8 protein-coding genes are annotated in these 14,677 nt (G+C 44.2%); 6 read left to right on the top strand and 2 right to left on the bottom strand.

Annotated features, from left to right (window positions below; genetic code table 11):
* Positions 1 to 18 precede the first annotated feature (18 nt).
* Positions 19 to 3,750 carry a phosphoribosylformylglycinamidine synthase gene (gene purL, locus FO447_RS10425; protein WP_200756239.1) on the bottom strand — a complete coding sequence of 1,244 codons (3,732 nt, stop codon included), beginning with the start codon at positions 3,748 to 3,750 and terminating at the stop codon, positions 19 to 21.
* 442 nt (positions 3,751 to 4,192) lie between these two features.
* Between purL and FO447_RS10420 the strand changes: the two genes are divergently transcribed.
* The gene (locus tag FO447_RS10420; RefSeq protein ID WP_006848523.1) at positions 4,193 to 5,047 is read left to right on the top strand and encodes an OmpA/MotB family protein; all 855 of its coding nucleotides are present in this window, start codon (positions 4,193 to 4,195) and stop codon (positions 5,045 to 5,047) included.
* A gap of 283 nt (positions 5,048 to 5,330) precedes the next feature.
* Positions 5,331 to 6,542 (top strand): NADP-dependent isocitrate dehydrogenase, encoded by a 1,212-nt coding sequence (locus FO447_RS10415; RefSeq protein WP_117693399.1) that lies wholly within the window; start codon positions 5,331 to 5,333, stop codon positions 6,540 to 6,542.
* Positions 6,543 to 6,594: 52 nt separating this feature from the next.
* Here the strand turns inward: FO447_RS10415 and FO447_RS10410 are convergent, their stop codons facing one another.
* Positions 6,595 to 6,849, bottom strand: coding sequence for a helix-turn-helix domain-containing protein (locus FO447_RS10410; RefSeq protein WP_117727489.1), 255 nt, complete (start codon positions 6,847 to 6,849; stop codon positions 6,595 to 6,597).
* Between the two features lie 247 nt (positions 6,850 to 7,096).
* Between FO447_RS10410 and FO447_RS10405 the strand changes: the two genes are divergently transcribed.
* The 4 genes from FO447_RS10405 to FO447_RS10390 all read left to right on the top strand — a co-directional run bounded on the left by FO447_RS10405 (position 7,097) and on the right by FO447_RS10390 (position 14,654).
* Positions 7,097 to 7,792: a response regulator gene (locus tag FO447_RS10405; protein WP_022121453.1), complete on the top strand. Its 696-nt coding sequence runs from the start codon at positions 7,097 to 7,099 to the stop codon at positions 7,790 to 7,792.
* A 5-nt stretch (positions 7,793 to 7,797) separates the two neighbouring features.
* Entirely contained in the window at positions 7,798 to 9,258 is a 1,461-nt protein-coding gene (locus tag FO447_RS10400) for a sensor histidine kinase (RefSeq protein ID WP_200756238.1), read from the top strand.
* Between the two features lie 493 nt (positions 9,259 to 9,751).
* A complete protein-coding gene (locus FO447_RS10395; protein ID WP_234698983.1) occupies positions 9,752 to 13,015 on the top strand; it encodes a SusC/RagA family TonB-linked outer membrane protein in 3,264 nt (1,087 codons plus the stop codon).
* A gap of 28 nt (positions 13,016 to 13,043) precedes the next feature.
* Positions 13,044 to 14,654, top strand: coding sequence for a RagB/SusD family nutrient uptake outer membrane protein (locus FO447_RS10390; protein WP_200756237.1), 1,611 nt, complete (start codon positions 13,044 to 13,046; stop codon positions 14,652 to 14,654).
* Positions 14,655 to 14,677: the final 23 nt, after the last annotated feature.

The following is a 14,677-nucleotide window of genomic DNA, read 5'->3' as shown; positions in this document are numbered from 1 at the left end:
TCTTACTTTTTTACCTTTTTACTTTTTCAAAGCTCTTTCTTCAATCCACTGACGTGCATTGACAAATGCCTCAATCCAAGGAGTTACCTCGTCGTTGCGGCGGTCTGCTGGATACCAGGCGTTCTGCCATGGGAAGATGGCACGCTCCAAGTGTGGCATCATAGCCAAGTGGCGACCATCTGCAGAGCAGATACCTGCTACATTGTAGTCACTGCCGTTAGGATTACCTGGATACTCAGCGTAGTTGTACTTCGCAATGATGTTGTAGTGATCCTCTGGCTCTGGCAAGTAGAAACGACCCTCGCCGTGAGCTACCCAGATACCGAGCTTATCACCGCTCAGGCTACCGAACATCACACTGTCGTTCTGAGGAATGGTCAAACCGAGGAATGTGCTCTCGAACTTCTTGGATGTGTTGTGGCAGAGGTGTGAACGATGCTTGTGCTCAGGATTGATGAGGTTCAACTCAACCATCAGCTGGCAACCGTTGCAGATACCGAGTGAAAGGGTATCCTCACGGGCATAGAACTTATCGAGTGCCTCTTTAGCCTTAGGATTGTAGAGGAATGCACCAGCCCAACCCTTGGCAGAACCGAGAACATCGGAGTTAGAGAAACCACCGCAGAATACGATGAAGTTCACATCTTCCAGAGTCTCACGACCAGAAATCAAGTCGGTCATCATCACATCCTTTACATCGAAGCCGGCGAGATACATAGAGTATGCCATCTCACGCTCACCATTGGTACCCTTCTCACGGATGATAGCTGCCTTGATGCCAGATGGCTTGCGACGGTTAGCGTCGAGGCTGTAGCTGGCAAGGGTTCCCTTGAAGCCGTAGCCGAAGTTCATCTCGATAGGCTGCTTCTTATAGTTGGTGTAACGCTTCTTAGCCATACCGTTCATACTCTGCTTGCGGTCGAGGAGGTAAGATGTCTTATACCAGTCGTCACGCAATGCATCGATATCGAACTCGTGCTCGAAGCCTTCCTTCTTGATGATAATCTTGCGGAGTTCAGGAGCAGGATAACCAATCTTGGCATAACCGATACCGTTCTCATCGAAGAATGCCTTCAACTCATCCTTGTGAGCATCGCTTACCTGGATGACAACACCTGGGTTCTCTGCGAAGAGAGTCTTGATGATGTCGGCATCTGCGATGTCGTGGAGGTTGATCTTCATACCGCCCTCTACGTTGGCGAATGTCATTTCGAGGAGAGTTGTAATCAAACCACCGGCACTGATATCGTGACCAGCCATTACCCAGCCGCGGTTGATGAGTTCCTGTACAGCGTTGAAGCAGTCAACGAAGTACTCTGGGTTCTTGACGGTAGGAACATCGCTGCCCACCTTGCCCAGACTCTGAGCGAAAGCAGAACCACCGAGACGCTGCTCGTCGAAACTGAAGTCGATATGGTAGAGGCTAGAGTTCTTGTCGTTAACGAGAACTGGGCTAACCACCTTCTTGACATCTGAAACCTCACCACCAGCACTGACGATAACGGTACCCGGAGCGATGATCTTCTCGCCGTTAGGATACTGCTGGGTCAAAGAGAGAGAGTCCTTACCTGTTGGTACGTTTACGTGGATGGCGCAGCAGAAGTCTGACAAAGCCTTCACACCCTCGTACAAACGGGCATCCTCACCCTTCTGACTGCGGCAAGGCCACATCCAGTTGGCTGAGAGGCTGATACTGTCCATGCCATCTGCCAATGGAGCCCATACGATATTAGTCAATGACTCTGCTACAGAGAGTACTGAACCTGCCTTAGGATCGGCAAGACCAGCCTGAGGAGCATGACCCATTGCTGTTACGATACCCTTCTCGCCACGGTAGTCGAGTGCTACGACACCACAGTCTGAGAGTGGCAACTGAATCTGACCCTGACCCTGCTGACGGGCAATCTTACCTGTTACGGAACGGTCTACCTTGTTGGTCAACCAGTCCTTACAAGCCACAGCCTCCATCTGGAGAACACGCTGCAAGTACTTGTCGAGGTTATCTGCAGAATAAGTTACATCTTCATATTTGCGCTCTACGGTCTCATCTACCATCACAGTCTTAGGAGTATGACCGAACATCTGAGCTACATCGAGGTCGAATGGCTTCACGCCGTCAGCCTGCTTGAAGCTGAAGTGAGCATCGCCTGTGGTCTCACCAACCACGTACATTGGAGCACGCTCACGGTCGGCAATCTTCTGAACCTCGCTGATATACTTCTCGTCGATGAGCAAGCCCATGCGCTCCTGGCTCTCGTTGGCGATGATTTCCTTGGCGCTCAAAGTCTTGTCGCCGATAGGCAACTTAGACATATCGATTTCGCCACCGCACTCTTCTACCAACTCAGAGAGACAGTTCAAGTGACCGGCTGAACCATGGTCGTGGATGCTGACTACTGGGTTCTCATCGTTCTCAACGAGTGCACGAACCAGGTTGTAAGCGCGCTTCTGCATCTCAGGGTTGGCACGCTGAACAGCGTTCAACTCGATACCATTGCTGTAACGGCCTGTATCTACAGAAGAAACAGAACCACCACCAAGACCGATGCGATAGTTATCACCACCTACTACGACAACCTTGTTGCCCTTCTGTGGCTCACCCTTCTTATAGTCACGCTTCTTGCCGTAGCCTACACCACCAGCAAGCATGATTACCTTATCGTATGCATACTTCTCACCATTCTCCTCATGCTCGAATGTAAGCACAGAACCGGTGATGAGAGGCTGACCGAACTTGTTACCGAAGTCTGATGCACCGTTGGAAGCCTTAATCAGAATCTGCTCAGGAGTCTGATAGAGCCACTTACGTACTGGCATGATATCTTCCCAGTCGCGCTCTGCGTCGCTCTTGCCGTTGTCATCCTTCAGGCGAGGATAAGCAGTCATGTAGCAGGCTGTACCTGCGATAGGCCATGAACCTACACCACCACCCATACGGTCGCGGATTTCACCACCCGTACCGGTAGCAGCACCATTGAAAGGCTCTACAGTAGTAGGGAAGTTGTGGGTCTCAGCCTTCAGAGAGATAACACTCTCGATATCCTTCACCTGGAAGAAATCGCTTGTAGTCTGATCGGCTGGAGCAAACTGCTCGATAACAGGACCCTGAGAGAAAGCCACGTTGTCCTTGTAAGCAGAGAGGATCTTATTAGGATTCTCGTTGGTGGTCTTCTTGATCATGCTGAAGAGAGAAGACTCCATCTCCTTACCGTCGATGATAAACTGGCCGCCGAAGATCTTGTGGCGGCAGTGCTCTGAGTTGATCTGTGCGAAACCGAAGATTTCGCTGTCGGTGAGAGGGCGTCCGTTCTCTTTCTCCAGCTTGTGGAGATAAGCCATTTCGTCCTCGCTGAGGGCAAGACCCTCTTCCTCGTTATACTTCTCGAGGTCATCGACGTACTTGATAGGTTCTGGCTCGTGGTTCACGGTGAACACATCCTGTCCGATACCGTTGTACATACGCTGGAGCATAGGGTCGTGCTCAGCGTCCTCGCTATCCACAGGGAAGTACTCCTCGATACGCGAAATGCCGTCAAGACTCATGTTCTGAGTAATCTCAACGGCATTCGTACTCCAAGGAGTAATCATTTCACGGCGTGGGCCGACATAGAAGCCCTGCAACTGCTGGGCGTCCTCTAAAGTCGCATCACCATAAAGCCAACAAAGTTCATTGATTTCGTCCTGAGATGGTTTGTGGTCAATCTCGGTCGCAATCACACTCTTAGATGGAGTTCTAAAAAAAAGAATCATACTTGCTTTCTTTTATATTATTAATGTATTTATTTCTTTTCGAGTGCAAAGATAGTGCAATTTCAAGACACTACAAAATAAAACACTGTTTTTTATGTTTTTTTTGTTGAGATTTGGGCTATTCTTACCTTGAGAGGCTACATTTGACGGTTTAGCTATAAGAAAAGTGCTTTCTGTTGCCTTTTTTGGTTAAAAAGGTGATAAATAAAGATTTAGAGGTTAAAAATGTCTAAATGCATTTGACAAATGTTGTTTATTCGAGTCTTATCTGTAACTTTGCAAGTGAAAGAAGTGAATCAGCTTCTATAATGCCCTAAAATGTAGAAGCTTCCGGATAACGGATAAAAGCCGGGAGAACTCTAATATAAAAGGAAGTAGAAAGCGACGTTAAGATATACTATAATCAATTAATAATAACAAGAAAATTTAAATTAGAAAGAATATGAAACAGACAAAGTTAATGGTAATGGCAATGATGGCTGTAGCTCTGATGGCTACAAGCTGTGCAAGTAAGAAGGATCTTCAGAATTGCCAGAATGAGAATAAGGAATTGTCAAGCAACTATCAGGCTACCAAGGAAAAGCTGGCAGCTACAGAGGCTAGTCTGGCTGCTGCCCAGGAGCAGCTCGCTACTGCAAAGAGCGATTACGCTAAGTTGCAGAACTCGCTTGACAAGAGTTTGAACAATGCAAGCCAGAACAACGTGAGCATTGAGAAACTCGTTGACCAGATCAACGAGAGTAACCAGTATATCCGCCACCTGGTTGAGGTAAAGAGCAAGAGCGATTCGCTCAACATGGTTCTTACCAACAACCTGACCCGCTCTTTGAGCAAGGAAGAGATGAAGGAGGTTGATGTTCAGGTTCTGAAGGGTGTAGTTTACATTTCTCTGGCTGACAATATGCTCTATCAGAGTGGTAGCTATGAGGTGAACAGCCGTGCTCAGGAAACATTGAGCAAGATTGCTAAGATCATCACAGACTACAAGGATTACGATGTGCTCGTAGAGGGTAATACCGATAACGTACCAGTAAGCACTACAAGTGCCAAGATGAAGAATATCCGCAACAACTGGGACCTCTCTGCTCTCCGTGCAGCTTCTGTTGTTCAGTACTTGCAGGATCACTTCGGTGTAAATCCTAAGCGCCTTACTGCTGGTGGCCGTGGTGAGTACAACCCTGTAACAACTAACGATACAGAGGTAGGCAAGCAGCGCAACCGCCGCACTCAGATTATCATCACTCCTAAGCTCGACCAGTTCATGGACTTGATCGATAAGGCTCCAGAGGAGAAGTAAAAAGGCTATTTAAAGGTAAAAAGGTAAAAGGGTAAAAAAGTAAATAAGTAGAGGCATCAATGAGTTTTCGGGCTCATTGATGCCTTTTTAGGTATAAATATACAGGTTTTATGTTTTAAGTACGTAAAAAAGTGCTTTTTGTTATCATTTTGCTAGAATTATTCTTAATTTCCTTTCTTTTCTTGATTATTTTTATTAATTTTGCAGGCAAAATATCAAGGGGCCACTTGGCTGCCCTGATCATTGTACATTGTAAATTATTAATTATACATTATATTGTGTTATGGAAAAGATTAAGATGACAACTCCATTGGTAGAGATGGACGGTGATGAGATGACAAGAATTCTCTGGAAGATGATTAAGGACGAACTGATTCTTCCTTTCGTTGATTTGAAGTCTGAGTATTATGATCTCGGTCTGCCTTATCGCGACCAGACCAATGACCAGGTAACCATCGACTCTGCTGAGGCGGCTAAGAAATATGGCGTGGCTGTGAAGTGTGCTACTATCACTCCTAATGCACAGCGTATGGACGAGTATAAGCTCCACAAAATGTGGAAGAGCCCTAATGGAACTATCCGTAGCATCATGGACGGTACCGTATTCCGTGCTCCTATCACCATCCCAAGCATCCACCCTTGTGTAAAGAACTGGGAGAAGCCTATTACCATCGCCCGTCATGCTTACGGCGATGTATACAAGAGCGTGGAACTTCGTGCTGATGAGCCAGGTACAGCCAAACTCGTATTCGAGGGTAAGAGCGGCAAGAAGCAGGAGATTGAGATTCATTCTTTCGATGGTGCTGGCGTTATCCAGGGCATGCACAATACTGATAAGAGTATCCGCAGCTTTGCTCACAGCTGCTTCAAGTTTGCCATTGATACCAAGCAGGATCTCTGGTTTGCTACCAAGGATACCATCTCTAAGACTTATGATGCCCAGTTCCGTAAAATCTTTGAGGAAGTATATGAGAGCGACTATAAAGAGAAGTTTGCAGAACTCGGTATCGAGTATTTCTATACATTGATTGATGATGCCGTAGCCCGTGTTATCCGCAGCAAGGGCGGATTTATCTGGGCTTGCAAGAACTATGACGGTGATGTGATGAGCGATATGCTCAGTACAGCTTTCGGTTCTCTGGCGATGATGACTTCCGTATTGGTTTCTCCTGACGGCAAGTATGAGTATGAGGCAGCCCATGGTACCGTAACCCGTCACTACTATCGCTACCTGAAGGGTGAAGATACATCTACCAACCCTATGGCTACCATCTTTGCATGGAGCGGTGCGTTGAGAAAGCGTGGCGAACTGGATGGCATCAAGGAACTTCAGAACTTTGGCGACCAGTTGGAGGCTGCATGTTTCGATACTTTGAATGATGGTATCGCTACCAAGGATCTCGTAAACCTGATGGAAGGTGTTGAGGCTAAGGCTGTAAACTCAGCTGGCTTTATCGCTGCCATCCGCGAGCGTCTGGAAAAGCGATTGGCATAAAAACAATAAGACCTGGGGTGATTAACCTCAGGTCTTATTGTTTTAGTTATTTTTAGTTTAAATCTTGATTCTTTTTCTTGCGTTTGCGCAAAGCGTCTGAATAAACCTTAAACAAATCTATGTTCAGCAACTGACAGATATGGTAAAGCATACCCGTATCTATAGTGGCTCTGCCGTATACCTTATATATATTAGTACGATGGCAGCCTAATTGCTCAGCAAGCCATACTGTGGTCTTGCCTTGCTTGTTTAATTCCTCTTTGATGATTTCACCGATTAAGGGAATTGCATTTACTTTATCTTTCATACTCTTTCAGTTGTGTTATATGCTCACTTATAGTTATATCGGGTGCAAAAGTAGTATTTCTGTTTCTAACTAGCAAAGAAACATGTAGCGAATTTGGAAACACTAAGTTAAAATGTGTAACAAAATACCCGCTTTTTTATATTTTTTTTCTCTAAAGAACTAAATGTCACGAAATTGTAACCGAATGTAACGCTTATTACGAAAGAAAAGTCGTAATTTTGCAGCGATATTTTAAATAACATGAAATATGGAAGAGAATATGAAAAGAATACTTGTTGTTGATGATGAGCAAGACTTGTGTGAGATTCTGAAATTCAATCTCGAAACAGAAGGATATGAGGTAGAGACTGCCAATTCTGCAGAAGAGGCTTTGGAGATGGACATCGCTTCGTTCGACCTGCTGCTGTTGGACGTCATGATGGGAGGAATGAGCGGTTTCCAGCTGGCTAAGCAGTTGAAGGACAATCCGATGACAGCCAATGTTCCGATTATCTTCCTTACAGCCCGAGATACGGAAAACGATACGGTTACTGGATTCAATATCGGTGCCGATGATTATATCTCGAAACCTTTCTCTATACGAGAGGTGATGGTCAGAGTGCGTGCCGTCTTGCGCCGTACGGCTGAACAGGCTGGCGATGCTGATGAATCGAAGATCATCAACTATCAGGGACTGCAGCTGAATCTGGACAAGAAGACGGTGAGCATCGATGGTGAGGCTATCCCTTTCACCAAGACTGAGTTCGAACTTCTGCGTCTTTTCCTCGAAGAGCGCGGCAAGGTGTTCTCCCGTCAGGAACTTATCGACCGGGTATGGCCTAAGGATGTGATGGTACTCGACCGCACGGTGGATGTCAACATCACCCGTATGAGAAAGAAGATTGGTAAGTTTGCCAAGTGCATCGTTACCCGTCTGGGGTTCGGTTATTATTTTGATGCGTAATTAAAATGTTTAAGTTAAATAGTGTAGGTAGGAAGTTGTACTTCTGTGTACTGGCGGTGTTCCTTGTGTTCGCCGTCAGTTTTATCGTGTTCCAGCAGGCACGTGAGAAACAGTATAAAATAGGTACGCTTACTATCAAGCTGGAAAATTATAATGAACTGTTGGCAGAAGATCTGGCGCTCTCTCCTGGTGAAGGAATTATTCTGCAGGATAGCCTTCACAATAAGAAAGTGACTGTGGCTCATGAGAAGTTGCAGGCTTTTGTCCGAGAACATGAAAGCAAGGATCTTCGTGTTACGCTAGTGCGCCCTAACGGTAAGGTGATTTATGACAACATGAGTTCCGACTATGAACATTTTGCCAACCATGCCAAGCGTGAGGAAATAGCAGAGGCCTTGAAAAACAGGGTAGGCTCAAGCGTGGAGCGACAGTCTAAAACCCTGAAGCACGATTATTTCTATGTGGCTTCTTATTTTCCGGAAAGCAAGCTCATCATCCGTACGGCACTACCCTACAATAATGATTTGGCAAAATCGCTGCAGGCCGACCAGCATTTCATCTGGTTTGCCATCGTAGCCGTCATCCTGCTTACCATCGTGCTCTACCGTTTTACGGACCGTCTGGCTAAGAATGTTTCCAAACTGAGCATCTTTGCTTATAAGGCAGACCATAACGAGAGTCTGGAGGTGGAAGATCTCGCCAAGTTCCCTAACGATGAGTTGGGCGAGATTGCTGAGCGCATCATCAAGATGTATAAGCGCATACAGACCACCCGACGTGAACAGGATGTACTGAAGCGGCAGCTTACCCAGAATATCGCTCACGAGCTGAAGACTCCTGTGGCAAGTATTCAGGGTTATCTGGAAACGATACTCGACAATCCGCATATCAACGAAGAGATGAAGTCGCAGTTTCTGCAGCGCTGTTATGCCCAAAGCGAACGCCTCACCTCTCTGCTCCGCGACATCTCAACCCTGAACCGGTTGGATGACGGTTCGGATATGATAGATTTCGAGGCGGTAGACATTACGCAGATGGTGAGTGAAATAGCCCATGAGACGGCGCTGGAAAGAGAGTCGCACAAGATGACTTTCGAGAATATTCTTCCCGACCAGCATATTATCGTGAAGGGTAACCGCAGTCTGCTCTATAGTGTGTTCCGCAATCTTACCGACAATGCCATAGCTTATGCCGGCGAAGGGCGTAAGATAACGTTGAGTGCCAAGGAGCAGGGCTACAAGTGGCATTTCATCTTCTGTGATAACGGTCAAGGAGTTCCTGCCGAGCATCTCTCCCGTCTTTTCGAGCGTTTCTATCGGGTAGATAAGGGACGCAGCCGCAAGATGGGTGGCACCGGTTTGGGTCTTGCCATCGTCAAGAATGCCGTTCTTCTGCATGGCGGAACCATCCGTGTAAGTAATCAACTGGAAGGCGGCTTGAAGTTTGAATTTACGCTTAAGAAATAAAATTGATTTATTTGGATAATAGAAAATGTACTCAAGCAGCAAATATAAATAATCAAGTGGCTGATAAAGGTACTTAAGTAGTAAATATAGGTAAAGAAAGGCAAGACTTCTGGGAAACTTCTGAATGGGGTTTTACAGAAACCTTGCCTTTTTTTGTGTTTTAGAACATTTTTGTTTTCTTTTCGTAAACTTTGCTTAAATCTATTATTTCTGACTTTTTTCTATTAAAAGTGTAGACGATATTTCTAAATGTTGACGAAAATCAAGAAAAACTAACTTTTTTCTATAAAAATATCGATAAAGTTTGCATTAATTCAATACTTTTTTCTTATCTTTGCACCCGTAAAGTAATGAGAGATATTTAAAAAAGTGTAAGAAGAGAAAAAATAATTATATAAAGTTATAAGAGTTGTTTAATTTTTAAGAGAGGATTTTATGGAAAAAAGATTGCTTTTCTTGTTAGTCAATCTCTTCCTTTTATGTGGGGGGGGCATTGGCTCAAACGAAAGTAACAGGTACCGTAGTTTCTCAGGAAGATGGTGAACCTGTCATCGGTGCATCTGTCGTAGTCGCCGGAGCGGCACGTACAGGTACCGTCACCGATATTGACGGTCACTTCTCTTTGGAGGTACCTGCTGGTAAGAAACTTGTAGTTAGCTACATCGGTATGCAGCCACAGACTTTATCTCCGTCTGCCAAGATGCTTATCAAGTTGAAGCCTGATAGCAAAAGCTTGGGCGAGGTGGTTGTAACGGGTATGCAGCATGTAGACCGTCGCCTGTTTACAGGTGCAGCTACAAGTATAAATGCTGAGGAAGCAAAGTTGGATGGTGTGGCTGATATCAGTCGCTCCCTCGAAGGTCGTGCAGCTGGTGTATCTGTGCAGAATGTGACAGGTACATTTGGTACGGCGCCAAAAATTCGTGTCCGTGGTGCTACATCTATCTATGGTTCTTCTAAACCTCTTTGGGTTGTAGATGGTGTCATCATGGAGGATGTCACAGATGTTAGTACAGACGACCTTTCATCTGGTGATGCCGAGACCTTGATTTCTTCTGCTATTGCAGGTTTGAATGCTGATGATATTGAAAGTTTCCAGATTTTGAAGGATGGTTCTGCTACCTCTATTTATGGTGCACGTGCCATGGCTGGTGTCATCGTTGTTACAACCAAGAAGGGTCGTGCTGGATTTAGCAAGATTTCTTATACTGGTGAATATACCATGCGCTTGAAACCTCATTATAGCGAGTTTAATATCATGGACTCTCAGGAACAGATGGGTGTCTATAAAGAGTTGAAGCAGAAAGGATGGCTCAATTTCTCTGATACATACCGTGCTTCAGAGAGTGGTGTCTATGGTAAGATGTACCAGCTCATGAATACCTACGATCCAACTAGTGGAACCTTTGCGCTTGAGAATACTGAGCATGCAATGAATGAGTATTTGCGTCAGGCAGAATATAGAAATACAGACTGGTTTGATGAACTTTTCTCTAGTGCCATCCAGCACAATCACTCTGTGAGCATGAGCGGAGGTACAGATAAACTCAATTTCTATGCATCTTTGAGTGCAATGGTAGATCCAGGTTGGTACAAGCAGAGCAAAGTAAATCGCTATACAGCCAATTTAAATGCTACATATAATATTTCGGATAAGTTGTCTTTCAATATTATCACTTCTGGCTCTTATCGTAAGCAGAGAGCTCCTGGTACTTTGTCTCAGACAGTGGACCCAGTGTATGGTGAGGTAAAGCGTGATTTTGATATCAACCCATATTCTTATGCGTTGAATACCTCAAGAACATTGGATGCCAATACGTACTATACTCGCAACTATGCAGACTTTAATATCTTAGACGAGTTGGACAAAAACTATATGAACCTTGACGTTACTGATGTAAAGTTCCAGGGTGAATTAAAGTATAAGCCAATTAAGGGATTGGAGTTTTCATTGTTAGGTGCGGTAAAGCATTCTGGCACTATGCAGGAACATATTGTACATGATAATTCCAACCAAGCTCGTGCTTATCGTGCTATGCCTGATGCTACAGTTCGTGACAAGAACCCATTCTTGTATACAGACCCAGACAACCCTTATGCGTTGCCAATCTCTATCTTACCACAGGGTGGTATTTATCAGAAGACAGATTATAAAATGAACAGTTACGATTTTCGTGGTACTGTGAACTGGAATCATACTTTTGATAATTCGCACATCGTCAACCTCTTTGGTGGTATGGAAGTGAGTGATATCAGCCGTAACAAGAATTTCTTCAATGGTTGGGGAATGCAGTATACAAAGGGTGAAATACCTTTCTATACTTATCAGTTCTTCAAAAAGAGCATTGAGAGTGGTACCGATTATTACACACTCTCTAACACGTTCTCTCGTACGGCAGCATTCTTTGCTAATGCAACCTATTCTTATAAGGGACGTTACGTTATCAATGGTACATATCGTTACGAAGGTACTAACCGATTGGGTAAGAGTCGTTCTGCCAGATGGTTGCCTACTTGGAATGTTTCTGGTGCATGGAATATGCATGAGGAGAGTTTCTTCGAAAATTTGCGTCCAACGCTTTCTCATTTGACATTGAAGGCTTCTTATTCTTTGACTGGTGACCCTGGTCCAACAAATGTTTCCAATGCGGCTGCAGTCTTAAAGAGTTACAAGCCTTACCGTCCTTTCGCTAGCATCCAGGAGAGTGGTATGGACTGGAGCGATTTGGGTAATGATGAATTGACATATGAGAAGAAGCATGAGTTGAACCTCGGTTTTGATGCAGGTTTCTTTAATAACCGCATCAACTTTGCCCTTGACTGGTATACTCGTAATAACTACGATTTGATTGGTCTGATTCGTACAACAGGTGCTGGTGGTCAGATAGAGAAACTTGCTAATGTGGCTTCTATGAAATCACATGGTGTGGAGTTTACTCTTTCTACCAAGAATATTCAAACCAAGGATTTCGCTTGGACCACAGACTTCATATTCTCTTATTCAAAGACTAAGGTTACAGACTTACAGACGAACTCAAAGGTTATCGACCTGGTTTCTGGTACAGGTTTCGCTCTCGAGGGATATCCTGTAAGAGGTTTGTTCTCTTATAAGTTTAATGGTTTGAGTGATAAGGGTTATCCGGTAATTACTGATCAGAATGGCAATGTGACATCTAGTGGTGAAAATATCGATTTCCAGAGTCAGACTCTTGACAACTTGGTATATGAGGGTCCTAGTGATCCTACTACAACCGGTAGTTTTGGTAATATATTTAAGTACAAGAATTTGCGTTTGAATGTATTCATTACCTATTCATTCGGCAATGTTGTACGATTGGATCCTGTGTTCAAGGAAAAATATACAGACCTTACTGCCATGCCAAAGGAATTTAAAAACCGCTTTGTTCAGGCAGGAGATGAGAATATTACCGACATTCCTGTTATCTTGACAAATGCTCAGGTAACGAGAGATAATTATCTTAAGACATTGTACAATGCCTACAATTATTCTACCGCTCGTGTAGCTAAGGGTGACTTCATTCGTATGAAGGAGATTTCTCTGTCGTATGATTTCCCTAAGTCATGGTTGGAACCATTGAAGTTGAGCGACCTCTCACTGAAGTTGCAAGCTACCAACTTGTTCCTCATCTATGCAGATGACAAGTTGAATGGTCAGGATCCTGAATTCTTCCGTTCAGGTGGTGTCGCAGCCCCAATGCCAAAGCAGTACACACTGACACTCAGATTAGGCATTTAATGTTTAACTCTCTAATAAAAGATAAATTATGAAAGTAAGTTTCAAATATTATATATTAGCAGCATCCATCGTGCTGGGCATGACATCTTGCGATGACTATCTGGACAAGATGCCAGACAACCGCACCGAATTGGATGAGACATCAAAAATTCAGGATATGTTGGTGTCATGCTATCCAACCACACATTATGCAGCTATAGCAGAGTTTGAGTCTGATAATACTGACCATATGGATGTGTTGGGCTACACCTCTTATAAAAAAATTCAGGATGAGGCTTCGGAATGGAAGAATATCACTTATGAAGATGATGATAGCCCATTTAAATTGTGGAATGCCTGTTACCATTCCATTGCCTCTGCCAATATGGTACTGGACGCAATTGAAAAGCAAGGTAACCCTGCCGAACTTCAGGCAGCTAAGGGTGAGGCTTTGGTAGCCAGAGCTTTCAATCATTTCATTTTGGTGAATATCTTTAGTAAGGCTTATAGTCCAAAAACTTCAAGCACTGATCTTGGTATACCTTATGTCACTAAGGTGGAAACTACTGTGGCTCCTCACTATGAGCGTGGCACTGTAGCTGATGTATACAAGCATATAGAGGAAGACTTGCTGGCAGGTATTCCATTGTTGGACGAGGCCAGCTATTCTGTGCCAGCTTATCATTTTACCAAGAAGGCTGCTGAAGCTTTGGCCGCTCGTTTCTATCTCTTCTATGTGCAGGATGATAAGAGTAATTACGATAAGGTAATCAAGTATGCACAGGATGTTTTGACAAGCAATCCTCTCTCCATGTTAAGAGAATGGAAGGAGATAGGATCTCTGTCGCCTAACAACAGTGTGCGTGCCAATGCTTTTGTTAATGCCGACAGAAAGTCCAACCTTTTGTTGTGCTCTACCAATTCGCTTTGGGTACGTTATTATGGTCCTTATGGTATCGGTTATAAGTATTGCCACAATACCACGATTGCTGCTACCGAGACAAATAAGGCAACTACTCTTTGGGGAAGTTATTCTCGACTTAACTATAAGATATACCAGTATACGAGTATGCCAAAAGTTATCATGGATAAATTTGGTGAGTTCTTTGAAATTACAGATGCTGTCAATGATGTAGGTGTTCCTCATGAAATGTTCCCAGCTTTGACATCTGACGAGGTGATGCTCAATATGATAGAGGCTTACATTATGAAGAAGGATTATGATAAGGCATTGACTAATTTCAATATCTGGATGCATAATTTTACATCATATACTAAAAATGTCACAATGGATGATATCAATAGAGTGTATGGCGAATATCAGGAGAATGAATTGACTGGTGAGTCTACCGGCATGAAGTACTATACTCCTACAGAGCCAACTCCAAAGAAGGAATTGCATCCTGACTTTACCGTAGAGAAGGGTGACCAGGAAAACTTCTTGCAATGCTTGCTTCATTGTCGTCGTATCATGACCCTGCATGAGGGACTTCGCTGGTTTGATATCAAGCGCTATGGTATGACTATCTATCGCCGTACCATTGATGGTAGTGGTGACATTACTGTGACCGATACGATGAATGTGGATGACCCACGTCGTGCCATTCAGTTACCGGCTAGTGTCATCAAGGCTGGACTTGAGGCAAATCCACGTAAGTAATGATTAATAAAAGAAGAAAGATT

The sequence above is a fragment of the Segatella copri genome (assembly GCF_015074785.1).
Lineage (GTDB): Bacteria > Bacteroidota > Bacteroidia > Bacteroidales > Bacteroidaceae > Prevotella.
Note: the sequence above shows the minus strand (reverse complement) of the source record. Positions and strands in the feature narration are given on the sequence as shown.

Bases quoted from the DNA above. Each gene is read 5' to 3' on its own strand.
- purL (WP_200756239.1), bottom strand. From the start codon at position 3,750: ATGATTCTTTTTTTTAGAACTCCATCTAAGAGTGTGATTGCGACCGAG.
- FO447_RS10420 (WP_006848523.1), top strand. From the start codon at position 4,193: ATGAAACAGACAAAGTTAATGGTAATGGCAATGATGGCTGTAGCTCTG.
- FO447_RS10415 (WP_117693399.1), top strand. From the start codon at position 5,331: ATGGAAAAGATTAAGATGACAACTCCATTGGTAGAGATGGACGGTGAT.
- FO447_RS10410 (WP_117727489.1), bottom strand. From the start codon at position 6,849: ATGAAAGATAAAGTAAATGCAATTCCCTTAATCGGTGAAATCATCAAA.
- FO447_RS10405 (WP_022121453.1), top strand. From the start codon at position 7,097: ATGGAAGAGAATATGAAAAGAATACTTGTTGTTGATGATGAGCAAGAC.
- FO447_RS10400 (WP_200756238.1), top strand. From the start codon at position 7,798: ATGTTTAAGTTAAATAGTGTAGGTAGGAAGTTGTACTTCTGTGTACTG.
- FO447_RS10390 (WP_200756237.1), top strand. From the start codon at position 13,044: ATGAAAGTAAGTTTCAAATATTATATATTAGCAGCATCCATCGTGCTG.